The sequence below is a fragment of the Maribacter sp. IgM3_T14_3 genome, assembly GCF_049603095.1.
Taxonomy (GTDB): Bacteria; Bacteroidota; Bacteroidia; order Flavobacteriales; family Flavobacteriaceae; genus Maribacter.
This window is the reverse complement of sequence record NZ_CP187138.1, coordinates 4,023,601-4,048,864: the sequence shown is the minus strand read 5'-3', so window position 1 is coordinate 4,048,864 and position 25,264 is coordinate 4,023,601. Positions and strand designations below refer to the sequence as shown.

Annotated in this window: 23 protein-coding genes; 9 read left to right on the top strand and 14 right to left on the bottom strand. The window is 34.4% G+C overall.

What is annotated here, in order from left to right; all coding sequences use genetic code 11:
• Positions 1-37: 37 nt before the first annotated feature.
• Positions 38-700 carry an endonuclease III domain-containing protein gene (locus tag ACPF9A_RS17875; RefSeq protein WP_423999040.1) on the top strand — a complete coding sequence of 221 codons (663 nt, stop codon included), beginning with the start codon at positions 38-40 and terminating at the stop codon, positions 698-700.
• Between the two features lie 14 nt (positions 701-714).
• Here ACPF9A_RS17875 and ACPF9A_RS17870 read toward each other — a convergent pair whose 3' ends face one another.
• The 4 genes from ACPF9A_RS17870 to ACPF9A_RS17855 all read right to left on the bottom strand — a co-directional run bounded on the left by ACPF9A_RS17870 (position 715) and on the right by ACPF9A_RS17855 (position 2,710).
• A complete protein-coding gene (locus tag ACPF9A_RS17870; protein WP_166637476.1) occupies positions 715-858 on the bottom strand; it encodes a hypothetical protein in 144 nt (47 codons plus the stop codon).
• A gap of 72 nt (positions 859-930) precedes the next feature.
• Complete coding sequence (locus ACPF9A_RS17865; protein ID WP_058103181.1) at positions 931-1,512, bottom strand: RNA polymerase sigma factor; 582 nt, start codon at positions 1,510-1,512, stop codon at positions 931-933.
• Positions 1,513-1,910: 398 nt separating this feature from the next.
• Positions 1,911-2,054, bottom strand: a complete 144-nt coding sequence (locus ACPF9A_RS17860; protein ID WP_423999038.1) for a hypothetical protein — start codon at positions 2,052-2,054, stop codon at positions 1,911-1,913.
• A gap of 74 nt (positions 2,055-2,128) precedes the next feature.
• On the bottom strand, positions 2,129-2,710 hold the full coding sequence (locus tag ACPF9A_RS17855; RefSeq protein ID WP_133687273.1) for an RNA polymerase sigma factor: 582 nt from the start codon (positions 2,708-2,710) through the stop codon (positions 2,129-2,131).
• Positions 2,711-2,953: 243 nt separating this feature from the next.
• On the opposite strand from ACPF9A_RS17855, the gene uvrA reads away from it, so the two are divergent.
• The 3 genes from uvrA (at position 2,954) to ACPF9A_RS17840 (ending at position 8,663) form a co-directional block, all read left to right on the top strand.
• Positions 2,954-5,734: an excinuclease ABC subunit UvrA gene (uvrA, locus tag ACPF9A_RS17850; protein ID WP_423999036.1), complete on the top strand. Its 2,781-nt coding sequence runs from the start codon at positions 2,954-2,956 to the stop codon at positions 5,732-5,734.
• 161 nt (positions 5,735-5,895) lie between these two features.
• Positions 5,896-7,113, top strand: a complete 1,218-nt coding sequence (locus ACPF9A_RS17845; RefSeq protein WP_423999034.1) for a hypothetical protein — start codon at positions 5,896-5,898, stop codon at positions 7,111-7,113.
• Positions 7,114-7,466: 353 nt separating this feature from the next.
• The gene (locus tag ACPF9A_RS17840) at positions 7,467-8,663 is read left to right on the top strand and encodes an IS256 family transposase (protein WP_423997793.1); all 1,197 of its coding nucleotides are present in this window, start codon (positions 7,467-7,469) and stop codon (positions 8,661-8,663) included.
• A 51-nt stretch (positions 8,664-8,714) separates the two neighbouring features.
• On the opposite strand, the gene ACPF9A_RS17835 is transcribed toward ACPF9A_RS17840, so the two are convergent.
• From ACPF9A_RS17835 to ACPF9A_RS17825, 3 genes are all read right to left on the bottom strand, one after another.
• Complete coding sequence (locus ACPF9A_RS17835; RefSeq protein ID WP_423999032.1) at positions 8,715-9,398, bottom strand: RluA family pseudouridine synthase; 684 nt, start codon at positions 9,396-9,398, stop codon at positions 8,715-8,717.
• 201 nt (positions 9,399-9,599) lie between these two features.
• Positions 9,600-10,145, bottom strand: a complete 546-nt coding sequence (locus ACPF9A_RS17830; protein ID WP_424004517.1) for a DoxX family membrane protein — start codon at positions 10,143-10,145, stop codon at positions 9,600-9,602.
• A 141-nt stretch (positions 10,146-10,286) separates the two neighbouring features.
• On the bottom strand, positions 10,287-10,511 hold the full coding sequence (locus ACPF9A_RS17825; RefSeq protein WP_423999030.1) for a hypothetical protein: 225 nt from the start codon (positions 10,509-10,511) through the stop codon (positions 10,287-10,289).
• Between the two features lie 225 nt (positions 10,512-10,736).
• Between ACPF9A_RS17825 and ACPF9A_RS17820 the strand changes: the two genes are divergently transcribed.
• Positions 10,737-11,774, top strand: a complete 1,038-nt coding sequence (locus tag ACPF9A_RS17820) for an AI-2E family transporter (protein ID WP_423999028.1) — start codon at positions 10,737-10,739, stop codon at positions 11,772-11,774.
• Here the strand turns inward: ACPF9A_RS17820 and ACPF9A_RS17815 are convergent, their stop codons facing one another.
• From ACPF9A_RS17815 to ACPF9A_RS17800, 4 genes are read right to left on the bottom strand one after another with little or no spacing between them, the layout of a single operon-like run.
• Entirely contained in the window at positions 11,775-13,229 is a 1,455-nt protein-coding gene (locus ACPF9A_RS17815; RefSeq protein WP_423999026.1) for a polysaccharide biosynthesis C-terminal domain-containing protein, read from the bottom strand. It lies immediately after the preceding gene.
• Positions 13,229-14,500, bottom strand: coding sequence for a glycosyltransferase family 4 protein (locus tag ACPF9A_RS17810; protein ID WP_423999024.1), 1,272 nt, complete (start codon positions 14,498-14,500; stop codon positions 13,229-13,231). The genes ACPF9A_RS17815 and ACPF9A_RS17810 overlap by 1 nt, the downstream gene beginning before the upstream one ends.
• Positions 14,500-16,935 carry a YfhO family protein gene (locus tag ACPF9A_RS17805; RefSeq protein WP_423999022.1) on the bottom strand — a complete coding sequence of 812 codons (2,436 nt, stop codon included), beginning with the start codon at positions 16,933-16,935 and terminating at the stop codon, positions 14,500-14,502. Before ACPF9A_RS17805 ends, ACPF9A_RS17810 begins: the two co-directional genes overlap by 1 nt.
• Before the next feature lie 32 nt (positions 16,936-16,967).
• Complete coding sequence (locus ACPF9A_RS17800; RefSeq protein WP_423999020.1) at positions 16,968-17,222, bottom strand: DUF4834 domain-containing protein; 255 nt, start codon at positions 17,220-17,222, stop codon at positions 16,968-16,970.
• 87 nt (positions 17,223-17,309) lie between these two features.
• Here ACPF9A_RS17800 and ACPF9A_RS17795 point away from each other — a divergent pair, with 87 nt between their 5' ends.
• Positions 17,310-18,395, top strand: coding sequence for a transporter (locus ACPF9A_RS17795; RefSeq protein WP_423999018.1), 1,086 nt, complete (start codon positions 17,310-17,312; stop codon positions 18,393-18,395).
• A gap of 87 nt (positions 18,396-18,482) precedes the next feature.
• Positions 18,483-19,601 carry a GTP cyclohydrolase gene (locus ACPF9A_RS17790; RefSeq protein WP_423999016.1) on the top strand — a complete coding sequence of 373 codons (1,119 nt, stop codon included), beginning with the start codon at positions 18,483-18,485 and terminating at the stop codon, positions 19,599-19,601.
• A 68-nt stretch (positions 19,602-19,669) separates the two neighbouring features.
• Here ACPF9A_RS17790 and ACPF9A_RS17785 read toward each other — a convergent pair whose 3' ends face one another.
• The 3 genes from ACPF9A_RS17785 to ACPF9A_RS17775 all read right to left on the bottom strand — a co-directional run bounded on the left by ACPF9A_RS17785 (position 19,670) and on the right by ACPF9A_RS17775 (position 24,223).
• Positions 19,670-20,929, bottom strand: coding sequence for an aminotransferase class I/II-fold pyridoxal phosphate-dependent enzyme (locus tag ACPF9A_RS17785; protein WP_423999014.1), 1,260 nt, complete (start codon positions 20,927-20,929; stop codon positions 19,670-19,672).
• Positions 20,930-21,046: 117 nt separating this feature from the next.
• The gene (locus ACPF9A_RS17780; RefSeq protein ID WP_423999012.1) at positions 21,047-22,087 is read right to left on the bottom strand and encodes a PLP-dependent cysteine synthase family protein; all 1,041 of its coding nucleotides are present in this window, start codon (positions 22,085-22,087) and stop codon (positions 21,047-21,049) included.
• 78 nt (positions 22,088-22,165) lie between these two features.
• Positions 22,166-24,223, bottom strand: a complete 2,058-nt coding sequence (locus ACPF9A_RS17775) for a S9 family peptidase (protein WP_423999010.1) — start codon at positions 24,221-24,223, stop codon at positions 22,166-22,168.
• A gap of 126 nt (positions 24,224-24,349) precedes the next feature.
• On the opposite strand from ACPF9A_RS17775, the gene ACPF9A_RS17770 reads away from it, so the two are divergent.
• On the top strand, positions 24,350-24,676 hold the full coding sequence (locus ACPF9A_RS17770) for a YbaB/EbfC family nucleoid-associated protein (protein ID WP_423999008.1): 327 nt from the start codon (positions 24,350-24,352) through the stop codon (positions 24,674-24,676).
• 40 nt (positions 24,677-24,716) lie between these two features.
• Positions 24,717-25,169, top strand: a complete 453-nt coding sequence (locus tag ACPF9A_RS17765; protein WP_423999006.1) for a thioredoxin family protein — start codon at positions 24,717-24,719, stop codon at positions 25,167-25,169.
• Positions 25,170-25,264 lie beyond the last annotated feature (95 nt).

The following is a 25,264-nucleotide window of genomic DNA, read 5'->3' as shown; positions in this document are numbered from 1 at the left end:
TTGTGTTTAAATATTTGCAACCAAAATTAAACAATTAATGACGAAAGCCGAAAAAATAGCATTTACAATTTCTACACTTCAAGAGCTATACCCAGAAATTCCTGTGCCGCTAGATCACAAAGATCCGTACACGTTATTAATTGCAGTATTAATGTCGGCACAAAGCACAGATGTAAGGGTAAATAAAATTACTCCCCTACTATTCGCTAAAGCCGACAACCCGTATGATATGATAAAATTAAGCGTAGAAGAAATACGGGAAATTATAAAACCTGTAGGTCTATCGCCAATTAAAGCCAAGGGTATACATGGGTTATCGCATATATTAATTGATAAACACAATGGGCAAGTACCAAAAGAATTAGAATATTTAGAAGAATTACCGGCTGTTGGGCATAAAACTGCAAGTGTTGTAGTATCGCAAGCTTTTGGTATACCAGCATTTCCTGTAGATACACATATTCATAGATTACTATATAGATGGGGCTTTACCAACGGAAAAAATGTGGTTCAGACTGAAAAAGATGCAAAGCGATTATTCCCTGAAGAAATTTGGAACGACCTTCATTTACAAATAATCTGGTATGGTCGAGAATATTCACCAGCAAGAGGCTGGGATATGGAAAAAGATATTATTACAAAGACTATTGGTAGAAAAACAGTACTAAACGACTACTATAAAAATAAAAAAGCCCGCTAAAGCGGGCTTTTTTATTAATTCAAAAATGTTTCGAATTCTAAATCTTCGTATTCAAACTCAAATAAAGCCTGTGAATAGCTCAATAAGAAGTTTATTGTCTTCGGACAAACTTTGTTAAATCCGGTCTGTTCTTGGTAATTAGAGTAAATTTTTTCCATACTTCCTATGTTGTTACATTAAAATAACGCAGCAAATTTGGAAATATTGTTTATTCTATATTCAACCTCAAATTAATTGGTAAGAACAATATTGTTTTTTTCTATGATTTTTCTAAGGTTAATTAATGCATAACGCATTCTACCTAATGCAGTGTTAATGCTAACCCCAGTATTTTCAGAGATTTCTTTAAAACTCATATCCTTATAGATACGCATTAAAAGAACTTCTTTTTGATCGTCTGGTAATTCTTCAACTAATTGTCTAAGATCAGTATCGATTTGATTTTTTATTAATTGTTTTTCAGCATTCAACTTATCATCACCTATTACAGAGAAAATATTAAAGTCATCGCTACCTTCAAACATTGGCATTCTTTTGTTTCTTCTAAAGTGATCGATAATAAGGTTGTGAGAAATTCTCATTACCCAAGGTAAAAATTTACCTTCTTCACTATACTTACCTCTTTTTAAAGTTTTAATTACCTTAATAAAAGTATCTTGAAAGATATCTTCAGTTATATCCCTATCTAAAACCTTTGAATAGATAAAACTAGTAATACGTTGATTGTGTCTGTTAATTAAAATTTCAAGGGCCCCTTCGTTACCGTTGATATAATCTTTAACTAATTCTGAGTCTTCAATTTGTAGTTTCATACGAGTTATTTTCTTTATTGGTTAAGATTGGGTAAATCTTGTTAGTTAATTGGTTTGTTTCTTATTTCTGATATAAAACTAGAGAAAAGGGGAGCTGTGAGAAAAAGTATGTTGTCAAACTGCGCTTTTTTGATGTGAAACATCGAAAAAGTATGTTTCGACACAATAAATAGTATTTCAGAAAGTTCAGCGGCAAATTGTAGGAAAGGTTAAAATGACATAAATGCCCTTACTTATTAGCCCTGCATTACTATACCTATATATAAGATGGTATAGAAAAGTAGGTTGCCTTACAAGCAAAACTGTGGTTACCGATAGTAAATAACAGAAGTAAGCCTTTTTAAAACAGAAAAACCCTTAAGCAAAGCTTAAGGGTTTATATATATGTACAGATTGTTTTAGTTTAAATTACTCTCAAACTGCAATCCGTCTACTTCTGTTATGTTTAAAGATTTAGAATAAGAAAGCAAAAACTGAATTGTTTCTGGCTTTGCTTGTACTAATTTCGTATTATTCTGGTCTTTCGTGTATAATTTTTCCATGCTAGGTGTTGTTTAGGTTCAACTAAAGAACGACACAAGTATGAAGATAGTAGATCCACTCGACCTGCGACCAATTAATTCGTTAAAACTATATTATTGGCCTCTACCAGCTTTCTCAAGTTAATTAAAGCGTAGCGCATTCTGCCCAGAGCAGTATTAATACTCACACCTGTATTATCAGAAATTTCTTTAAAGCTCATATCCTTATATATACGCATCTCTAAAACTTCTTGTTGATCTTCTGGCAGCTCTTTGATCATACGAAGCAAATCAGAATCAATTTGTTCTTTGATCAATTGCTTTTCTGCATTCAGCTTATCATCACCAAGTAATGAAAATATATTATAGCTTTCTTTACTATTATACATTGGCATTCTATTGTGCTTTCTAAAATGGTCTATTACCAAGTTATGCGCAATTCGCATTACCCAAGGTAAAAATTTACCTTCTTCATTATAGGCACCTTTTTTAAGGGTACGTATAACTTTCATAAATGTATCTTGAAAAATGTCTTCGGTAAGTTCGCGGTCACCTACTTTAGAGTAGATAAAACCTGTTAAGCGAGAATTATGACGATTGATTAGGGCTTCGATCGCTCTTTCATCTCCTTGAATGTATTGCTTTACTAATTGTGAATCTTCAATTTGTACTACCATAACGTTACTTATAGGGTTAAAATGCAGCCCCAAATTCTAATGAATAAGGGTCTTGTGGTTAAATTCTAACTTTTAAAAGTAATGTTGCGTTATAGGCTAATTGAATTTTTATAAGATCCCAAAGATATAAAAAAATAAATACTCTTATAAAAATGTGAAAGTTTCTTCTACTATTTTTAGATAACTGGCATTTTTTAGTTCAGAAATAAGTCAAAGCGTATCTTTGTAACCTTAGATATTTGTATGCCTACACTCTCCGAAGTAAATCCGAAAGAAAACATCATAATTAAAGGTGCAAAACTGCATAACCTTAAAAATATAGATGTTGTAATTCCACGAAATAAACTTGTTGTAATTACAGGTTTATCTGGTTCTGGTAAATCTAGTTTAGCTTTTGACACCTTATATGCAGAAGGTCAAAGACGATATGTAGAAAGTCTTTCTTCGTACGCAAGGCAGTTCTTAGGTAAACTCGATAAACCAAAGGTCGATTATATTAAAGGTATTGCGCCTGCAATTGCTATAGAGCAAAAAGTAAACTCTACGAACCCTAGATCTACGGTTGGTACGACCACCGAGATTTATGATTATATAAAATTATTATATGCCCGTATCGGTAAGACCTTCTCTCCTATTTCAGGTAAAGAAGTAAAAAAACATACCGTAACCGATGTCGTAAATCATGTAAAAACGTATGGTGAAGGTGCAAAACTATTGCTCTTAGCCCCTATTACCATTCGTGATGACCGAGATGCTTTAAAGTCTTTAGAGTTATTTTCTAAACAAGGGTATGCACGTATTAAGTATAAAAATGAAGTACTGCGAATAGACCAGGCACCTGAAAATATTGGTAAAAAATTTGACTTGGTTATCGATCGAATTATTACAAAAGAGGATGAAGATTTTTATAATCGTTTAGCGAATGCAGTTGATACTGCTTTCTTTGAAGGTAAGGGCGAATGTATTATTGAAGAATTGGCAGACGGTAAACAAACGCCTTTCAGCAATAAGTTTGAGCTGGACGGAATGAGCTTTCTTGAGCCTAATGTTCACCTATTTAGTTTCAATAACCCCTATGGAGCATGCCCTAAATGTGAGGGTTATGGTGATGTAATCGGTATAGATGAAGATTTAGTAGTGCCTAATACCGCATTATCTGTATTTGAGAATGCCGTTTTCGCATGGAGAGGTGAAAGTATGAGTTTCTACAGAGATCAATTGGTAAACTCCGCTTACAAGTTCGATTTTCCTATTCATAAGCCTTGGTTTGAACTTTCTGAGGCCCAACGACAATTGGTTTGGGACGGTAATGCACATTTTATAGGTCTTCATAAGTTCTTCGGAATGTTAGAAGAGAAAAGTTATAAGATACAGAACAGAGTGATGCTCTCTAGATATAGAGGCAAAACAAAATGTAATGTATGTAACGGAAAACGTCTACGCCCAGAAACCGATTACGTAAAAGTTGGCGGAGCATCTATTTCATCATTAGTAGGTTTATCCATAGAAAAGTTGATTGTTTTCTTTAATGAACTTCAACTAAATGAAAATGATGCTACAATTGCGAAGAGACTTTTAGTTGAAATAAATACCAGATTAGGCTTTTTAAATAAAGTAGGACTAAACTACTTGACCATAAATAGAAAATCGAACACTTTATCTGGTGGCGAGAGTCAGCGAATAAATCTAGCGACCTCATTAGGTAGTAGCTTGGTAGGTTCTATGTACATTTTAGATGAACCTAGTATTGGTTTACACCCAAGAGATACCGAAAACCTAATAGAAGTTTTAATATCATTACGAAATTTAGGAAATACCGTAATAGTGGTCGAACATGATGAAGACATTATGAAAGCTGCCGATATGGTCATCGATATAGGTCCTGAAGCTGGTACACATGGTGGTGAGGTTGTTGCACAAGGTACTTTAAGTGAAATTCTGAAATCTAAATCTCTTACCGCACAGTATTTAAATGGTACAATGGAGATAAAGGTTCCGAAAGAACGCAGAACTTCTAAAAATTATATAACTATTAAAGGAGTACGTGAGCATAATCTTAAAAATATCAATGTCACATTTCCGCTAGATATGCTGACAGTGGTTACAGGAGTATCCGGTAGTGGTAAAAGTACATTGGTAAAGAAATTACTTTATCCTATTATATTAAAAGAAACTGGTGGCTACGGTGAAAAGGCTGGTCAGCATACATCGGTAGAGGGTAAATACAATCATATAAAACATGTAGAGTTTGTTGATCAAAACCCTATCGGTAGGTCGTCACGGTCTAACCCTGTTACCTATATAAAGGCATATGATGATATTAGAAATCTATATGCCAATCAAAAATTAAGTAAAATCAGAAATTACCAAGCCAAGCATTTTTCTTTTAATGTCGATGGTGGTCGATGCGAGAAATGTAAAGGTGAAGGTGAAATTACGGTAGAAATGCAGTTTATGGCCGATGTGCATTTAGAGTGCGAAACTTGCGGCGGCAAAAGATTTAAGAAAGAAATATTAGAAGTTACTTTCAATAATGCCAATATTGATGATGTTCTTAATATGACTATCGACGATGCTATTCAGTTTTTTGAAACCGGAGAGCAGACTAAAATTGTTACTAAATTAAAACCTTTACAAGATGTAGGTTTAGGGTACGTAACTTTAGGTCAGTCATCTTCTACCCTATCTGGTGGTGAAGCGCAGCGTATTAAATTGGCATCATTCTTAATTAAAGGAAGCACAAAAGACAAAGCACTGTTTATTTTTGATGAACCAACTACCGGATTACACTTTCACGATATTCAGAAATTATTGAAATCATTTAATGCCCTTATTAAAAAAGGACATTCTATTGTGGTCATCGAGCATAATATCGAACTTATAAAATGTGCCGATTACATCATTGACCTCGGACCAGGTGGTGGTGAAAATGGCGGACAACTATTGGCAGAGGGCACGCCAGAAGAGGTTGCAAAAAATAAAAAATCGTATACCGCTAGCTATTTAAAAGAGAAATTAAATTAGAAAATCTCAAAAATAGAATTTCAGTTTTATATTTAAACCTTTGATTATCAATCGTATAATCAAAGGTTTTGTTTTTTGGCACGCTGTTTGTAATGTACTAAGAGAATGTAAATAATTACATTTAGAACAACTGCCTAAGGGGCAGATTTAAACCTTATATTATGAAGAACTTTATACTCCTTTTTTCAGCGATGATTTTTAGCACTACAGGTGTTTTCGCTACAGGTATTAGTGAAGATAAGGTTGCCAACAGCAATACTTATCGATACGACAACTCATTTATTTTTATAGAAAACGGAATTACATTTTCTGTTTATCCAGATGGAGAATTTGATTTTTACATTGAAAATCAAGTTTCAGGAAGAAAAAACGGTGTAACCTTTAACTCTGGTTATGATTATAGTCCGTTTGCTCAATACGATGATTATGGTGCAGTAATTCAAGTAGAAAATGTGCCTATCTATTATGACTATTATGGTCGTGTTAGTGATATTGGTGATGTAAATATCAATTATTCAAACAATAGAGTGCGCAGCGTAGGTAATATGAATGTGTTTTATAACAATCGCGGTTTCTATGATTACCACACAGGGTATATCAATGTATATAATAGAAATTATGTATACCGTCCATTTCACCAATGGTTTGTAAGACCTGCAGTTGGCTTTAGTTTTGTATACACTACCCCTTACAGAAGGTATTATACACCGGTAAGATATTCTTACTACAGCCCATACAGAAACAATTATAGAAAGGCTTATGTAAATATCGGTAGACAACATAGATATGACAATGTTAGAAATAACAGATCTACCATTTACAGAAATGATAAACGAGTTGCAGCACGAAATAACGATTACAGAAGTAATAGAACTGTTGCAAGAAGAGATAACGGTTTAAGAACCAACAGAAGTTTAGCGTCTAACAATACAGCAAGAGCGAACAGAAACTCAACTGTAAATAGATCAACTACTGTAAAACGTAGCAATACCAATAGTGGTAGAACTGCTCAAAATAGAACAGCTATTAGAAGTTCATCGAATAATAGTACGGTAAAGAGAAGTAATAACTCGGCAGTACGTAGCACACCAAGTAGAACAGTTACTAAAAGAGAAGTAACTAGTACACCAAGAAGTACAACTGTAAAAAGAAGTACGACTACGTATAACAAACCTGCTAATAGAAGTTCGAACACTAGAACTGCATCGAATACTACTACTCAACGAAGCAGTACTGTTGCTAGAAAAGCGACGCAGAGTCCATCTAGAAGTACAGTAAGCAGAAGTTCAAGCTCTAGGTCAGTAAGCAAAGCTCCGTCAAGAAGCTCAAGTTCAAGTTCTAGAACAAGTACAGATTCAAGAAGCAGTAGAAGAAATTAAAATAAGTTTTTAGGTTGGTTAGTTGTAAAGCGCCGTAGTGATTAAATGCACTGCGGCGCTTTTTTGATTGGTATATCTAAGCGATATCAGGAAATAGTTTCTTAAATTTTTTAGGCAGATGAGATAATACATGCATTTCCTCATTTGTAGTAGGATGTTGAAACCGAAGTGAAATCGCATGTAAATACAGACCTTTCCCTTTTAATTGCAATTTCTCCAAAAAATAGGTGGCATCCCCCAAAATAGGATTCCCAATAGATAATAAATGTAGGACTATCTCATAAAGTGTGTAAATAAAAAAATAGCGGGGGCATGCCCCCGCTATTTTTTTAACTTTAAATTTTCACACCATTATGAAGAAAGAGGAATTATTCAACGATGAGTTCTTAAAACAGTTCAAGACCGGTGACGAGCTGAACGGTTTTCTGAAAGAACTCCAAAAACGTGGTATCGAGAAGATGCTGGAAGGCGAGCTTGACGGCCACCTCGATTATGACAAACATGGAAAGGCCAGGAACGGGAACACACGTAACGGCCATTCGACCAAAAAAGTCCGTACCTCCTTCGGGGAATCAAGGATCGCGGTGCCAAGGGACAGGGATGCCAGTTTCAACCCCATGATCGTGCCCAAGCGCGGTAATATGGTCGACGGTATCGAGAACGTGATCGTATCGCTCTATGCCAAGGGAATGAGCAACAGCGATATCGAAGAGCAGATACGGGAGGTCTACAACTTCGATATCTCCACATCCACCATATCGAGGATAACCGACAAGATCTCCGGGGACATCGTCGCTTGGCAGAACAGGCCATTGGAACCGATATACCTTATCGTCTGGATGGACGGGATCGTGTTCAAGGTACGCGAGAACTCGAAGGTCATCAACAAAACGGTCTATATCGCGGTAGGATTGCGCAGGGACGGTAAGAAAGAGGTCCTTGGGCTTTGGTTGGGCAAGAACGAGTCCGCCGCTTTTTGGATGAGCGTACTGACCGATATACGCGCCCGTGGCACCGAGGACATCCTGATAACCGCAACCGATAATCTGAACGGGTTCACCCAGACCATCAAGAACGTGTTCCCCGAATCCAAGACCCAGATATGTGTGGTGCATCAAATAAGGAATGCCTGTAGGTACGTTGTCTGGAAGGACAAAAAAGCCTTTACAACAGATATGAAACTTATCTACAACGCACCTACACAAGCTGCGGCGAAGGCCGCCCTAAAGGACTTTGCGGACAAATGGGAAGGGAAGTACTCCTATGCCGTCAAAAGCTGGAGGGACAACTGGGACGAGCTTACCGTGTTCTTCGAGTTCCCCATCGAGATCAGGAAAATAATCTATACCACCAACCTTATCGAGAACCTGAACGGCAAGATCAGGAAGTACACCAAGAACAAGCTGTCCTTCCCGACGGACGATGCCGTGATGAAATCCGTATATTTGGCGGTAAGGGAGGCCACCAAAAAGTGGTCGATGCCTGTAAGGAACTGGGGCATAATCCTAAATCAGTTCCTGACGATCTATGAAAAAAGGGTCAGACTTTAGATAAAAGTCCAACCCCTGTTATTTTTAACTTACACAGTTAATGGGATAGTGTCATAAATGTTTTCTTAGTTGATGTCTTCTACCTGTATGGGGACTCAGTTTAACCAAATTCAAAAATGAAAAACGTTCAGAGATAACACTTTTTAATACTTGATATGATGAACTTGCCGGTTTATCATCAATAGGTAAATCAATATGGTCAGTCTCTTTCATAGCGCCCATAGTTACTGCAAAGTAAATTTTCTCAATTTCTTTACGTTCAAATAACCGGTTTAACTTCGTTATAGACGTACTCGTTTTGCCTATCAAAAGTAAACCTGTAGTAGCATAATCTAATCGATGACAAGGTTGGGGACTTACAGCATCTTCAGCAGAACTCATTTTTAAATTTTGGTAAAGCGCATTAGCAACAGTTTTAAAGTTGTTACCGCTTACTAAAATTCCTGCTGGTTTATTAATTACTGCGATATAATCATCTTCGTATACAACCTCTAGCTTTAATAGTAAACGCGTTTTAGCTTCATTTTCTAATGGATGATGATACTCAATCACCTCACCACCTGCAATTAATGTAGCCGTTGTAGCAATTGAACCATCTACTAATAGCAAATTTTTCTTTATCGCTTTTTTTAAAGCCGATTTGGTAGAAATTTGTTGAAATACCCCTACTCCATATTCTTGCAACCTTACAGGGGTAGTATTCTTCTTCGAAATGTGGGTTTCTTTTAATTGCATTACGGTCATATATGAAAATAGCAAGGCTGAAATCCGTTGCAAACCATATTCGGATAAAAACAAGCCAAATTAATAAATTTTACTATTTATTTTATTTCTAAAAAATCGGAAATTTAAAAATTTAGAGCCCTGGAAAAAAGACTATTATCAGTGGTTTAAACACTCTTTACCCTAATACTTAAAAAGGTTGCTTCCATTAGTTTATTTCAAAATCCAATTTAGGAATAACTTAATAGGCATAGTAAGAATAGCAAAAATAAAGTCCATTAAAAAACCAATAATAGGTAAAATAATAAATACCCACCATTTGAATTTAAATTTTGTGCCAATTCCGGTTGTTAAACTTTTCCACGCAATTATAATTTTGTCTTTATAATATAATAAAATTATCAAATCAGATAAAATCATTCCACAAATTCTTATTGGAAGCGCTAAACCTAGAACACCAGTCGTAAAGGCTATGTCTATAATTAAAATTTGAGTTAAAATTGATAAAACTAATAAAGCTCCAATTAGTACAGTTCTGTTAAAAATCAGTAATAATCCGCCTATAATTTCTAAAACACCAGTTGAAATATTAAAAAATGCACTTCTTCCAAAGAGATGCCATGCTACATAAAAACTATCAATATCTTTAATTGGTTGTTCTAAAATTGATGCGTCGTAGACTCCAAACTGACCTAAAGTCAATTTACTCCAACCATACTTAATCATATAAAAAATCAAATACCAGCGTAATGCTAATATTCCGAAATCATAATTTCATCTTTTTTCAATATCGTGATATTTTTTTCAAATTAATCACATCGTGCAACGTAACAATTGATTTACAGTGCATTGTCAATTTGCCTAAACCAATTTAAAAGTACAATTGCCAAATTTTTGGATTTAAGAATCTAGCGAAGAATTTTCATTAAAAATTTTCTTTTTCTTATCGTTTTCTTTTTTAAAAAATCCAACAATCCAGATTCCAATTCCAACTAAACTTACCAGAGTAACATCAGATAATATTTCGTTGGTTTCTGCATATAAAAATTTACCAATAAGTCTTACTGACCATGAAACTATAATAATTACTATTCCTATTTTTTGAAGAAGGTTACTATTTTTCATAGAATAAAGTTTATAGACTTTCTATAAGTGTAAATGAATAATAAATTGTTACAAGAAACAGAAATTATTTTCCAAAAAATGCAACAATGGATTGAGGTTTATCACTATTTCACAGAAATCTACATGATATATTTTTGGACTACTAATATACCCAAGTGAGTTAATCTCCCTAAGTATATAAACCTAATTTTCGTCCAATTCTAGAATTCTCTTGAAAATACCTTTATGAAAAAAATCAACCATAAAATTCTTAGACAACTTATAATACTAGAATTGATAGTTTTTCTAGGCGGACTCATTATAAAATATATGCTGCCTTATATCTCAGGTGTACTAGGTGCGTTGACATTGTATGTTGTACTTAGAAAATGGATGCTCAAATTAATCAATAAAGGATTAAAAAAATCATGGGCGGCGATGCTTCTAATTTTAGCTGCATTCATAGGTATCTTTATTCCTTTAACCGGCGCTGGTTTCATGCTTAGTTCACAATTGGGAGATTTCGCCGATAAATCTGAACAAGTTACCAAAGCCTTTAAACATCAATTATTTCAATTAGAGAAATATGTTCAATATGATATTTCTTCTGCCATCGATCCAGAACAAGCATCAGGTTGGTTAACAGATAATCTTTCTGGTTTTGCAAGCGGCACGTTCAATATATTAATTTCTCTCGGTATTTTATTATTTCTGCTTTATTACATGCTAAAAAGTCCGAAACAATTAAAAGATTCACTTCTAGAATACATTCCTTTAAGCAACAAGAATCTTATTACTTTAGGCAAAGAGATTGATAGCGTTGTACGTTCAAATGCCATAGCCATACCATTGGTAGCAATCGCTCAAGGTATTATAGCGTTAATTGGGTTTTTCATTTTCGGGGTAGAAAACCCCTTATTTTGGTTTGTAATTGTCACCGTTGGATCTATGATTCCGTTTATAGGCACTTTCATAGGCATTTTTCCGGTGTTTGTATTGAGTCTCACGAGCGGAGATGATTTTCAAGCTTGGGGAATTCTACTTTACGGTATCTTAGTTGTAGGCATGACCGATAACGTTATTCGTTTGTTTGTACTTAAAAAATTAGATAGCACTCACCCGTTGGTTACCTTAATAGGCGTTTTAATTGGTATACCGTTATTTGGATTTGTTGGATTGATCTTTGGTCCGTTAATTATCAATCTATTTTTAATAATCGTAAAAATATATAAACAGCAATATGGTATTCAGAAACCAAATAGACAAGCTGCAAGCCAAATGTAATTAGCGTTTTAAGAACTTGCTTAGAAAGCCATATACGTCTTCAGATATTTTAAAACGATATAGCGCACCCACATAGCAGACAATCATCAATATACTTTTTAAAATAATGTTTACAATTGGGTGAAAGGGAAATGAAACTATAGAAAAAATAGCTGCAATACTTATCAATAATAACAACACTTGAAGCGTCTCTCTCGTAAACGGAATCATTTTAAATTTCGATTTTACATACCCGATTTTTAAGGTATTATAGATGAAAAATGCACTAAAACTAGCAATAGCGGCGCCATCAATACCGTAAGTTGGTATTAACCAAAGGTTAAATGCAATAGCCAAAAAAGCCAACAGAACCCCAAAAAACAATATAGAACGGTAGTAATCAGAGTTGAACAGAATAGAATTATTATTCCCTAGAAGAGCATCATATACTTTTGCAAGACCAACCCAAAAAACAATCATGAAGCCGCCAGAATATTTTTCGGGTAATAATTGATATAGCTCATTTAAATTAAGCAAAATCAATAGAAACAAAATACCAGAAACAATAAACAGCGTCAACGAACTTTTTTTATATAACTGTGCTAATGCTGGTTTATCATTATTATTTAAATAGTTAGCCGTTAAAGGATATGTAATTTGATGCATCGCTCTCGAAGGCACTGCAATGGTTGAAGCAATAAATCCAGCAACAGCATAAAACGCCACATTCTCAAGTTCTAGAAAATTATTCAACATCACCTTATCGACCTCCATCAGCACAATAGCTGTAGAGCCACCAAGAATAATTAGGGCGCTATAATTTACAATAGTCTTCCAGTTTTTGGGTAAGGTGAAATTCAATAACGGCTTGCGAATTTTGTAGGCGTAAAATTTCATAATAAGTGCTCGAACTAGATAAAACCCGACCAATGCATTAATAAAAAAATCAATATCAATAATCTTCATCCATAGCAAAATCAACAATGCAGTTTGCCCTATTCTACAAAACAATTCTTTCATAAAATTGCCAAACATAGATTTCATCTTTATACGCGCCCAAGCATAAAAGACTTCAAAATATGCCATTGCAAAACCAATTAGAAAAATATGCCACACATAGTCTCGTACGATATCGTTCTGTTTTGAAAGCAAATTTCCAATGGCTTCATTAGTTACATAACTGAGCGCTGCAATAGGAATAATGAGTGCTAAAGGAAGAAGCAACATAAGGGTCAAAAACGAATTTTGGCTCTCTTCACTTTTAAAACCAGAGTAAAATTTAACTAAACTGTTCGGTACACCAAATGCTAAAATAGGCATTAAAACAGCAGAAACTGACAAGATTACCTGTATGAGTCCGTAGTTATCGGGTTGCATAAAATTCGTGTACAAAAACAAGGTATTGATTGCACCTATTGCAAAACCCACATAGGTTACAATAGTATTGTTCAACGATTGTTTTAGTACAATGCCCATTAAATATATTCAACTAATTTTCGAGTGAGTTCTCTTCTACTATATTTCTCAATAGTATTAGAAGATATCTGTAGATCGTTATTTTGAAACCGCTCAAACCAATTTAAAAGTACGTTTTTTAAAGTAGTGTCATCAGAATGCTCAAAAATATACCCCGTTTCTGTTTGTTCTACTATTTTACCAACTTCCCAATTTTTTGGTCCTACACCTATTATAGGGCGTTTAGCCGCCATATACTCAAATAACTTACCAGGAATAATTCCGACAGTTTCTTGCGAATCTATTTCTACCAATAACAAAACTTGAGATGACTTTTGATAGGTTAATGCTTTTTCATGAGAAACATAACCTAAAATTTCAATATAATCTTTCAAGCCCATTTCGTCAATTGAGGACAAAATTTCATCACTTACCACACCAATAAACTGTATACTAAGCGCTTCTTTGAAACTTGAATTTTCCGTTATTAATTCAGATAACACCTTCCACAGGTTTAGTGGGTTTCTACCACTTAACAATGAACCGATATGGGATATAGTAAATTTAGTATCAAGTTCTACCTGTGTTGATACATCACCATCATAACCGTTTGTAATTACTTGAATTGGCTGACTAGTAATTTGCTGAAACTCTTGCTTGGTTGTAGTACTGGTAACAATAATTTTATCTGCAGTATTTAAGACATCAGACTCTAGTTTTTTATGTTTCTTCTCTGCAGCGGAAGTTAGTTTTAGCTTTTTATGGTATCCTATGGTTGTCCATGGATCACGAAAATCTGCAATCCACTTTAATGATTTTGCTTGTTTTAAATAATAACCTATTAAATGTACACTGTGTGGAGGGCCCGTAGTAATTATAGTATCTATCCCCTCTTTTTCTAAAACGCCTTTCAAAAAACTAACAGATGGTTTCACCCAAAATTTCCGGGCATCAGGTATAAATAGATTCCCACGAATCCAAAGTAATATCTTTTCTAGCCCAGATTGATTTTTAGATTTAATAATACCAGAACTGATACGTTTAGTTTTCTTACTAGAAAATAATGAAGCAATTCGGTAAGGCTCTTTAATTTTATGTCTGTAGATTATTAAATCTTTGGGAATATCGTTCACAAAAGACTCATCTATCAAAGGGTAATGAGGATTCTCAGGAATATACAATACCGGTTCAACACCAAAATCTCTAAGGTATTTTACAAATTTTAACCAACGTTGAACTCCCGGTCCGCCAGCAGGTGGCCAATAATAAGTAATGACCAGCACCTTTCTCATTATGCTTCTTCTTCTTTTTTAGACCTCCAAAAAGAAAATCCGAATCCGCCAACAATAACAAGACCTAATAGAATAGTACTCGCTAATGTAATTTTACTGCCTATTACAACTACTTCCGGCTCAAATTTAAACTCGATTTTATGCTCACCTGAAGGTATTTTTAAGGCTCTTAATACATAATTAACTTTAAAATAATCGCTTTCTTTTCCATCGATATATGCATTCCACCCATTTTTATAATACATCTCGGAAAATACAGCTACACCTTCATTACTGTTTTTAGAAGTATACGTTAAATGATTAGGCTCATAATCAATTAGTGCGATTGAAGCTGTAAAATCAACTTGATAAGTCAATGGATAAATGTCAGAAAACTTAGAAGAATTAACAACCGCCACATTCTTAGTAGCTAAACTATCTAAAGCCATAATCTCTTCATCTGCATTGGCAACGGGTTGTAATTGAGAAACAAACCAAGCATTACCATTTGCATTCGGATTTTCTATAGGAAAAGAATTACCATCTTGATCTTGTCTGATCACATATTTAATGTTCATCATGTTCAACACAGACAAGTTTCCATTATACACATGAAAATTAAATAAGTCTTGCATACCAGCGGGTTTCGCTGCATGGTAACCAGTTATACTTTGATGAAAATAAGCGGTTTTAGCAGAATCGAAGCCATCGGTTTGATCAAAAACACGGTAAACTCCATCATCTTTAGCAATAATTTTGTTAGCAGTAGTTTCTTGAAAAGGCTCTAACATTTTACGTTTAGATACAAAATTATCATTGTTTACATATCTTAAATCTACCCCTACCAAATCGACAACTACTAATACACCAATGGCAATGATCAAAAGATTCATTTTCAATTTCTCTTTTAAATACAACCAAATCAATAATGCTGTACCAAGTGCAAAAGCCAAAGAACGCAACAAATCGCTTGTGTAGACACTTTTACGATCTAAGCGAAGCATCTCTGGTAATTCTTCTAAGCCGGTCATTCTAAGATTATCATCATTGACACCAACAAAGTGGAAAGCACCTTTAAATATGAATAAAACAACGCCTAATCCCAAAACAATTACTGTTGCAATGGTTAAAGATTTCATTTTATCCGCTTGCGGAACTTTGTCCTTAAATAATTTATTTAAAGCTAAAATTGCCAACACAGGCACACAAAGTTCTAGTACAATTTGAATAGATGACACCGCTCTAAATTTATCATATAGCGGAAAATAGTCAATCATAAAATCAGTTAATGCACTAAAGTTTTTACCCCATGATAACACTAATGACATAAGTGACCCAAAAAGAAGCCACCATTTATGTTTGCCTTTTACCAAGAACAATCCTAAAATAAATAGGAAAAATATAACCGCACCTAAATATGCAGGACCTGATGTACCCGGCTGCTCGCCCCAGTATAATGGTAAACCGCTAACAAAATCTAACGCACTTGAACGCGCCAAGCCCTTATCAATTAAATAATTATATGATTTTGAGTTTTCGCCCAAATTCTCTTGACTTGCACCGCCAAAAAGTCTTGGCACAAATAAGTTTAAAGATTCGGTAATACCATAACTCCATTGGGTAATATAAGCCTTGCTCAGTCCATTAGTATCTTCTTTTGGAGAACCATCTGGGTTTATAGTCAATTCACTTTTACCCCGTGTACTCCAATCGGCATACTCTTTAGTAGCCATTAAACCTGTGGCATTGGCAGCAATACCTAAAGTAACAGCTAATAATAATATACCAACAGATGCAAAAAAGTGTTTTAACTGCTTATCTCTTATGGCATATATCAAATACACTATCCCTAAAATGAGAATAAGTAGCATAAAATAATAGGTCATTTGATAATGGTTCGCAGTAATCTCAAGAGCCATTGCCAGGGCTGTCAAAACAAAACCCCAAAGATATTTTTTTCTAAAAACAAGTACAATACCAGCTAAAAGAATAGGTAAATAGGCGACGGCATGAGCCTTTGCATTATGCCCTGCGCCCAATATAATAATAAGGTATGTAGAAAAACCAAATGCCAAAGCCCCTACAATTGCTAGTCTATAGTCAACTTTCAAACAGCATAATAGAATATAAAAACCTATAAAATATAAGAACAGGTAATCTGCAGGTCTTGGTAAAAAACGAATAACCCTATCTAATTTTTTAATGTAGTTATGTGGATAATTCGCTCCTAATTGATACGTTGGCATACCACCAAAAGCACTATTGGTCCAATATGGTTCTTGGTCAGTAGATTTTCTAAAATCGTTCTGCTCCTTTGCCATACCCGTATATTGGGCAATATCATGCTGGTACATTACTTTACCCTGTAGTACCGGGCTGAAATATGCTAATGCAGCAATGATAAAAAATACGACAACAAAAAAATGGATGAAAAAGAATTTTAAGCCTTGCTTCATTTGCTAAATAAGTAGTGTTTTGACAAAGATAACTAGTCTAGCTCTTCAAAATCAATGTATTCACCTACTTTTTCAGAATCGTTCTTTTTTCGAGATGGTTTTTTATTGATAATTACACTTTCTTTTTCCTCTTGATTAGAAGGGCGTTGATTATCAAAAGCTTCTCTAAAATGAGATTCTGTTTTCTTGGCAGCGTAGTTTAATATTTTCGGTGCAAAAAACTTTGCCAAAAATTTTAGCAAGTAGTACACCAAAAGAATAATTAATATAGTTTTTAAAAAAGCCATTTATTCTTACTTAAGATATATCAAAAATACAATTATCACGTTGTATATAAAGAATCATACTATTAAAATAATTATAAAATCGTGTTCATGAATAGTCTTTTTGCCTACTCTAAATCATATCAATACGTATTAAGCATACTTTTTCTTCTACCATTGGTAGCCATCTCTCAATATACAGATGTAATAAATTCTAATAGACCTGGCGTATCCGTCAGTGCCTATGCCGTAGGTAAAAATGTTGTTCAAGCAGAAATGGGTTTGTTTTACGAACAACGAGACCATACACTTTTAAATACCCAATCTGATATTTGGGGAACAGATATTTCATTGCGATACGGATTACTATTCGAAAAACTAGAACTGAATTACGAAGGCACTTTTCAGGATCAAAACATAACCTTTTCTAATTTTGACCTGTTAGGCAAACGAAGAGATTTCTCTAGAAATAGATTAGGATTGAAATTTCTTGTTTATGATCCCTTTAAAAATCCTGAAGCAAATAAGCCTAATCTGTATAGCTGGCGAGCAAATAATAAATTTCAATTAAAAAACCTTTTACCTGCGGTATCACTTTACGGTGGCGCTAACTTTGTACTTTGCGATAATCCTTTTTACATAGGTGAACCAACAATATCTTACCGAGGTATGATTGCTACCCAAAGTAGAATTACCCCTAGGTTTGTGTTGATCACTAATACGGCATATGACCGCATCACTACAGATGATCCAGAATTAAGTTATACCATTTCATTATCGCACGCCTTTAGAAACCCTAAATGGAGTGTGTTCGTTGAACACCAAGGCATACAAAGCGATCGCTACGCCGATTTATTGATTCGTGGTGGTATAGCGCATTTACTTAAAGAAAATCTACAGTTAGACTTTAATATGGGTGCTAGCTTAAAAAACACCCCATCCCGTATTTTCTTCGGATTTGGTGGTTCATATAGAATGGACTTTCATAAAGACACTCTTAAACCCATTGAAGATCAAGAAGCTGACCAAAATGGCGGAGCGATTGATAAGAAGGCAATGAAAAAGAAAAAGAAGGAGAATAAAGAGCAAGGTAACGGCGCCGAAGATATTGACCTTGGTCCTTCTAAAAAGCAACTTAAAAAATTAAAGAAAGCCGAAAAGAAAAAAAAGAAGGATAGTGGCGAGATAGACTTCTAATTCGCTGCAACGCATCTCATTTTTCAGTCTTTACCACTTTACATTGTAGATTAATATCACTAATATTGGCACTTCTAAAGAAGTTCAATGATCACACTACATGAAGCTAAAACAAAGCAAGACTTAAAACGCTTTGTAACCTTTCCGTTTTCGCTATATAAAAACAACAAGTATTGGGTGCCACCCATTATAAATGATGAGCTAGAAAGCTTTGATAAAGATAAAAATCCGGTTTTTAAAGATGCCGAAGCTTGGTTTTTTCTGGCTAAAGACGGTGAGAAAATAGTTGGTCGTGTAGCAGCAGTGATCAATCACCTAGAAATTAATCAACAGAATGTAAAAAAAATGCGTTTCGGCTGGTTCGATTTTGTTGATGACCCAGCAGTTTCAAAAGCACTTTTGGATAAAGTAGCCCAAATTGGCAAAGAGCATAATCTAGAATATATGGAAGGCCCAGTAGGCTTTTCTAATTTAGACAAAGTAGGTGTTTTAATAGAAGGTTTTGATCACATTGGCACTATGATTACCTGGTACAATCACGCCTACTATAAAGATCATTATGAGAATTTAGGTTTTGTAAAGGAGAAGGAATACATGGAAAATAAATTTCCTGCAAAAAATGCCGATCCTGCTTTGTTTAGCAGGTTGAATGATTTAGTAAAAAAACGCTACGGACTTAAAGAAGTCAATTTTACCAAGACCAAAGAGGTGATGCCTATGGCAGACGAAATGTTCGACCTTTTTAATGCAACGTATGCTAAGCTTTCTTCATTTGTGCCAATTACAGAAATACAGAAAGCATACTTCAAAAAAAAATATATCAGCTTTATAAATCCTGAATATATAAAGTTTGTGAAAGATAAAGATGATAAACTAATTGCCTTTGCTATTGTTATGCCTTCATTTTCAGAAGCATTGCAAAAAGCAAAAGGAAAGTTATTCCCCTTTGGATTGTTCCATTTACTAAAAGCTAAAAAGAATAGTAAAGATGTTATTTTCTATTTGATAGGCATAGACCCTGAATATCAAAATAAAGGTGTTACCGCTGTTATATTCAATGAATACCATAAAACATTTAATGAAAAAGGCATTGACATGTGCTACAGAACTCCCGAACTTGAAGAAAACTTGGCTATTAAGCAAATGTGGAAACATTTTGACCCAGTAGTGTACAAACGTAGAAGAACTTATAGAAAATCTCTCTAAAAAAAGACAAAAGCAAAAAGCCCAAAATCAAATGATTTCGGGCTTTATTAATATAAATTAATGAGATATTATTCTCCCATTGCGGCAGCTACTGCTGCAGACAATCTTTTATAAGTACCATTTTCTAAACGCTCACGAATTGCAGAGAAAGCTGTTAGCGTCTCTTCTACATCTTGTAATGTATGCGAAGCGGTCGGTATTAAACGTAAAAGAATTAATCCCTTAGGTATAACTGGGTAAACAACGATAGAACAAAAAATACCATGATTTTCACGTAAATCTTTTACTAACGCCATTGCCTCAGGAATACTACCATTTAGGTAAACTGGTGTAACACAACTAGTAGTTGAACCAATATCAAAACCTTTCTCCTTTAATCCGTTTTGTAACGCATCTACATTTTCCCAAAGTTTCGCTTTAAGCTCTGGTTGCGTACGTAACATATCTAATCGCTTTAATGCTCCTTTTACATATACCATTGGTAATGATTTAGCGAACATTTGTGATCGTAAATTATACTTCAAATAATCAATAATACCTTGATCTGCTGCTAAGAAAGCACCAATACTTGCCATTGATTTAGCAAAAGTTGCAAAATATACATCAATATCGTCTTGAACACCTTGCTCCTCGCCTGCTCCAGCACCAGTCTTACCTAACGTACCGAAACCATGTGCATCATCAACCAATAATCGGAAAGTAAACTTTTTCTTAAGAGCAACAATTTCTTTTAATTTTCCTTGCTCACCACGCATTCCAAAAACACCTTCAGAAATAACTAAAATTCCTCCACCGGTTTGTTCTGCCATTTTAGTGGCACGTTCCAAGTTCAACTCTAAACTCTCAATGTCATTATGCTTAAACGTAAAACGTTTACCCATATGCAGACGTACACCATCAATAATACATGCATGAGAATCTACATCATAAACGATAATATCGTCTTTACCTACTAAAGCGTCGATACACGACATGATTCCCTGATAACCAAAGTTTAATAAATATGCAGCTTCTTTTTGTACAAAAGCAGCACATTCTTGCTCTAGTTGCTCATGAAACTCAGTATGACCACTCATCATCCTAGCTCCCATTGGGTAAGCAGCACCATATTCCGCAGCAGCCTCGCCATCAATCTTTTTAATTTCAGGAAGATTCGCCAAGCCTAAATAGTCATTGATACTCCAGGTAATTACATCTTTCCCCTGAAATTTCATTCTATTAGAAATAGGACCTTCCAATTTTGGGAAAACAAAATATCCCTCTGCTTGTGAAGCCCATTTGCCTAAAGGGCCTTTATTCGCTAAAATTCTTTCAAATAAGTCTTTCATTGTTTAATTTGGATCTGTTTGCAAAAGTAAATAATTTTGATAAAAGTTCATAAATTATTTATAATGCAAAAAAGTGGGCTATAAACCCACTTTTTATATTCGATATTATAATAAAAATTACTTTATATATTGGATCTCTTGTGTCTCTTCGACTGTTTCGGTATTTATGAAACCTTGATCTTCCATCCATTGGTCGCTATAAATTTTACTCATATAACGAGATCCATGATCAGGAAAAATACAAACTACATTACTATCCTTGTCAAATGTATTTAGTTCGTCTAATTGCTTAATAGCCTGCATAACGGCACCACTGGTATACCCAGCAAATATACCTTCTGTTTTAGAAATCTCTCTAGCTGTATGTGCACTTTCTGCATCGGTTACTTTTATAAACTCATCTATAGCACTGAAATCTGTAGCACCAGGAATCAAATTTTTACCTAAACCTTCTATTCTATATGGATAGATTTCGTTAGTATCTAATTTACCTGTTTCATGATATTTCTTCAATACTGAACCAAAAGCATCAACACCGATAACTTTAATATTCGGGTTTTGCTCTTTTAAGAAACGAGCTGTACCAGAAATAGTACCACCTGTTCCACTACAAGCGATAAGGTGCGTTATTTGTCCGCCAGTTTGTTCCCAAATCTCAGGACCGGTAGATTTATAATGCGCTTCCATATTCAGTTTATTGAAATACTGATTAATATATATGGAACCTTTAGTTTCTTTATGTAATCTTTTAGCCACCTCATAGTACGACCTTGGATCATCTGCACTTACATGCGCCGGACAAACATATACCTTTGCGCCCATAGAGCGAAGCATATCTATTTTATCTGGAGATGATTTAGAACTAACCGCTAGAATGCAATCGTACCCTTTAATGATACTTGCCATTGCAATACTAAAACCGGTATTACCTGAAGTTGTTTCTATTATTGTACTGCCTTCGGTAAGTAAACCTGCCTTCTCTGCCTGCTCAATAATATGAATCGCAATTCTATCTTTAGAAGAGTGTCCCGGATTGAAAGCTTCTACCTTGGCGTAAAAATTACCGGTAAGGTTTTCGGCTATCTTATTTAATTTAACTAGTGGTGTATTACCTACTAGTTCTAATATATTGTTGTAAGCCCTGATCTCATTTTTCATAAGGGGGGATCAATGTTTAGTTATTGTATAAACGAAATTTGTTAAAATTTCTGATGCAAATTTACTGTTTTTTTTCCATTATGCGATTTTTCCTTCTAAATCTAAAAGAAATGCATATTCTTTGGCCACCTCGCGTAAAGACTCAAACCTACCTGAAGCACCACCATGACCTGCATCCATGTTCGTATCCATAAGCAAAAGACGATCATTTGTTTTTAACTCTCTTAGTTTTGCTACCCACTTTGCAGGCTCAAAATACTGTACTTGAGAGTCATGTAGACCTGTTGTAACCAACATATTCGGGTAATCTTGGGCAATTATATTATCATAAGGAGAATACGATTTCATGTATTCATAATATTCTTTTTCATTTGGGTTACCCCACTCATCATATTCCCCGGTAGTAAGTGGAATAGAATCATCTAACATAGTCGTAACCACATCAACGAAAGGCACTGCCGCTATAACGCCGTTATATAAATCTGGCTGCATATTTATAATTGCGCCCATTAATAAACCACCTGCAGAACCACCCATAGCGTATAAATGGTTAGTGCTGGTCATTTTTTGTTCAATTAAAAATTTAGAACAATCAATAAAATCTGTGAATGTATTTTTCTTCTGCAACAATTTACCAGTCTCGTACCAACGACGCCCTAAATACTCACCTCCCCTAATATGTGCAATTACGAATACAAAACCTCGGTCTAGTAGACTCAACCTTACGGTAGAAAAATAAGGATCAATAGTTGAACCATACGATCCATAAGCATACTGTAGAACAGGTGTATGCTCGTCTAAAACGGTATCTTTTCTATAAACGACCGACATAGGTATTTTTTCACCATCTCTTGCGGTTGCCCACAAACGTTCCTCTTTGTAATTATTTTTATCAAACAAACCACCAAGAACCTCTTGTTCTTTTTTGATTTCTCTTTCTTTGGTACGCATATTAAAATCAATAACCGAACTAGGGGTTGACATTGAGTTGTAAGAGTATCTTAAAATTTCTGTATCAAAATCAGGGTTACTACCAACGTATGCAGTATATGTTTCACTTTTAAATGGCAGAAAGTATTCTTCTTTACCATCCCATCTGATAATTCTAATTTTATTGAGTCCATTTTCACGTTCAGAAAGTACATAATACTCTTTAAAAATATCAATATCCTCTAAGAGCACCTCTTCGCGATGCGGAATAAATTCTTGCCAGTGATTCGATGTTGTATTCTCTTCTGAACAACTCATTAATTTGAAATTCAATGCCTTATCCATATTCGTTAAAATATAGAAACTATCCTCGTAGTGAAAAATAGTATATTCTAAACCTCTTTTTCTAGGTGAAAATATTTCAAACTGCCCATCAGGGTCATCCGTAGAAAGCGTTTGAAATTCAGAGGTCATGGTACTAAATGAACCAATTACCAAAAACTTCTTCGATTTTGTTCTGTAAATAAATGTGCTAAACGTATCGTCCTTTTCATGAAAAATCAGAACATCTTCAGAAGTGGGCGTACCTAGTTTATGCTTATAAATTTTATCTGAACGAAGCGTAACCGGGTCTTTTCTAGTATAGAACAATGTTTTATTGTCGTTTGCCCATACTCCGCCACCAGTCGTATTCTCAATTTTATCTTCTAAAACAGCACCTGTTTCAAGATTTTTTATCTGTAAAGTATATTGTCTTCTAGAAACGGTATCTACACCAAAAGCAGCCAATTTATTATCAGGACTAATAGCGATACCACCCAAACTAAAGTAATCATGACCTTTTGCCATATCATTACAATTGAATATAATTTCTTCAACTGCCTCTAAATTTTGTTTGAATCTTGAATGCACCGGGTACTCACCACCAATTACATATCTAGTACTATACCAGTAATCATTTAATTTATACGGAACCGAAGAATCATCTTCTTTAATTCTACCCTTCATTTCATGAAATAAGGTTTCTTGAAACTTTTTGGTATGCCCTGTTAAGGTATCGTAATACGCATTCTCTGCCTCTAAATATGAGATAACATCTTTATTCTCTTTATCATTTAGCCAATAATAATTATCTAAGCGAACATCATCATGAATAATTAATTCTTTAGGAATTTTTTTCGCCTTTGGCGGATGTTTAGCAGTCATAAAAACTTCATTATAAAATAGGACGACAAAAATAAGACTAAATAATCGACCCCCGTTTTATTAGTTTGAAAAACTGAAATACTCCTATTTTTAGTACTTTTACAACCTAAATCTAAAATTGATAGTATGTTTGGAGATATGATGGGCATGATGGGAAAACTTAAAGAGACCCAAAAAAAAGTTGAGGAAACTAAAAAAAGATTGGATACCGTAACCTTAGAAGAAAAATCTAACGACAATCTAATTTCAGTTACCATTACTGCCAATAGAGAACTTAAGAAAATAGTAATAGATGACAGTCTTTTGCAAGACAAAGAGCAATTAGAAGATTATCTAATTATGACTTTGAACAAAGCAATTAAAAAGGCAACTAACGTTAACGAAACAGAGTTAGCTGCTGTAGCCAAAGACGGCATGCCCAATATTCCTGGCATGGATTCGTTATTTAAGTAAGATTGGCAGGTTATTTGTATTAACCTATAAAATATTGATTATGAAGTACTTTATATTATTATTTATGATTCCGCTGCTGGCAACTGCTCAAGCAGATTTAAATAACGTAGATGATTCTAAATGGCTTACTAATTATGACTCTGCTATTTCAAAAGCAAAAAAGCAGCATAAAAATGTGCTCGTATATTTTACAGGTAGCGACTGGTGTCCGCCATGTAAAATGCTAAAGACCGATTTATTCGAAACGCATGAGTTTCAAGAATTATCAAGCAACTATATTCTTCTATATGTAGATGTTCCAAGAAATAGAGATTTGATATCTGAAAAGCAAATGGTGCATAATAAAGAATTATTGACCAAGTTGAATAAGAAAAAGGTATTTCCATTGTTGACCGTGTTAGATTCAAAAGGAAATGAATTAGATCAATTATCTGGTTACAGCATGAACGGTGTAGTAGATTCACACCTTAAACTGTTAGAGAATAATAAATAAACGAAAATTCAAATTTTTAATAAAGGGCTTACGTTATGTAAGCCCTTTTTATTTTTATAAATTTCCATAAGATCCCTACCTATAAACCATTCATT

Bases quoted from the DNA above. Each gene is read 5' to 3' on its own strand.
- ACPF9A_RS17875 (WP_423999040.1), top strand. From the start codon at position 38: ATGACGAAAGCCGAAAAAATAGCATTTACAATTTCTACACTTCAAGAG.
- ACPF9A_RS17870 (WP_166637476.1), bottom strand. From the start codon at position 858: ATGGAAAAAATTTACTCTAATTACCAAGAACAGACCGGATTTAACAAA.
- ACPF9A_RS17865 (WP_058103181.1), bottom strand. From the start codon at position 1,512: ATGAAACTACAAATTGAAGACTCAGAATTAGTTAAAGATTATATCAAC.
- ACPF9A_RS17860 (WP_423999038.1), bottom strand. From the start codon at position 2,054: ATGGAAAAATTATACACGAAAGACCAGAATAATACGAAATTAGTACAA.
- ACPF9A_RS17855 (WP_133687273.1), bottom strand. From the start codon at position 2,710: ATGGTAGTACAAATTGAAGATTCACAATTAGTAAAGCAATACATTCAA.
- uvrA (WP_423999036.1), top strand. From the start codon at position 2,954: ATGCCTACACTCTCCGAAGTAAATCCGAAAGAAAACATCATAATTAAA.
- ACPF9A_RS17845 (WP_423999034.1), top strand. From the start codon at position 5,896: ATGAAGAACTTTATACTCCTTTTTTCAGCGATGATTTTTAGCACTACA.
- ACPF9A_RS17840 (WP_423997793.1), top strand. From the start codon at position 7,467: ATGAAGAAAGAGGAATTATTCAACGATGAGTTCTTAAAACAGTTCAAG.
- ACPF9A_RS17835 (WP_423999032.1), bottom strand. From the start codon at position 9,398: ATGCAATTAAAAGAAACCCACATTTCGAAGAAGAATACTACCCCTGTA.
- ACPF9A_RS17825 (WP_423999030.1), bottom strand. From the start codon at position 10,511: ATGAAAAATAGTAACCTTCTTCAAAAAATAGGAATAGTAATTATTATA.
- ACPF9A_RS17820 (WP_423999028.1), top strand. From the start codon at position 10,737: ATGAAAAAAATCAACCATAAAATTCTTAGACAACTTATAATACTAGAA.
- ACPF9A_RS17815 (WP_423999026.1), bottom strand. From the start codon at position 13,229: ATGGGCATTGTACTAAAACAATCGTTGAACAATACTATTGTAACCTAT.
- ACPF9A_RS17810 (WP_423999024.1), bottom strand. From the start codon at position 14,500: ATGAGAAAGGTGCTGGTCATTACTTATTATTGGCCACCTGCTGGCGGA.
- ACPF9A_RS17805 (WP_423999022.1), bottom strand. From the start codon at position 16,935: ATGAAGCAAGGCTTAAAATTCTTTTTCATCCATTTTTTTGTTGTCGTA.
- ACPF9A_RS17800 (WP_423999020.1), bottom strand. From the start codon at position 17,222: ATGGCTTTTTTAAAAACTATATTAATTATTCTTTTGGTGTACTACTTG.
- ACPF9A_RS17795 (WP_423999018.1), top strand. From the start codon at position 17,310: ATGAATAGTCTTTTTGCCTACTCTAAATCATATCAATACGTATTAAGC.
- ACPF9A_RS17790 (WP_423999016.1), top strand. From the start codon at position 18,483: ATGATCACACTACATGAAGCTAAAACAAAGCAAGACTTAAAACGCTTT.
- ACPF9A_RS17785 (WP_423999014.1), bottom strand. From the start codon at position 20,929: ATGAAAGACTTATTTGAAAGAATTTTAGCGAATAAAGGCCCTTTAGGC.
- ACPF9A_RS17780 (WP_423999012.1), bottom strand. From the start codon at position 22,087: ATGAAAAATGAGATCAGGGCTTACAACAATATATTAGAACTAGTAGGT.
- ACPF9A_RS17775 (WP_423999010.1), bottom strand. From the start codon at position 24,223: ATGACTGCTAAACATCCGCCAAAGGCGAAAAAAATTCCTAAAGAATTA.
- ACPF9A_RS17770 (WP_423999008.1), top strand. From the start codon at position 24,350: ATGTTTGGAGATATGATGGGCATGATGGGAAAACTTAAAGAGACCCAA.
- ACPF9A_RS17765 (WP_423999006.1), top strand. From the start codon at position 24,717: ATGAAGTACTTTATATTATTATTTATGATTCCGCTGCTGGCAACTGCT.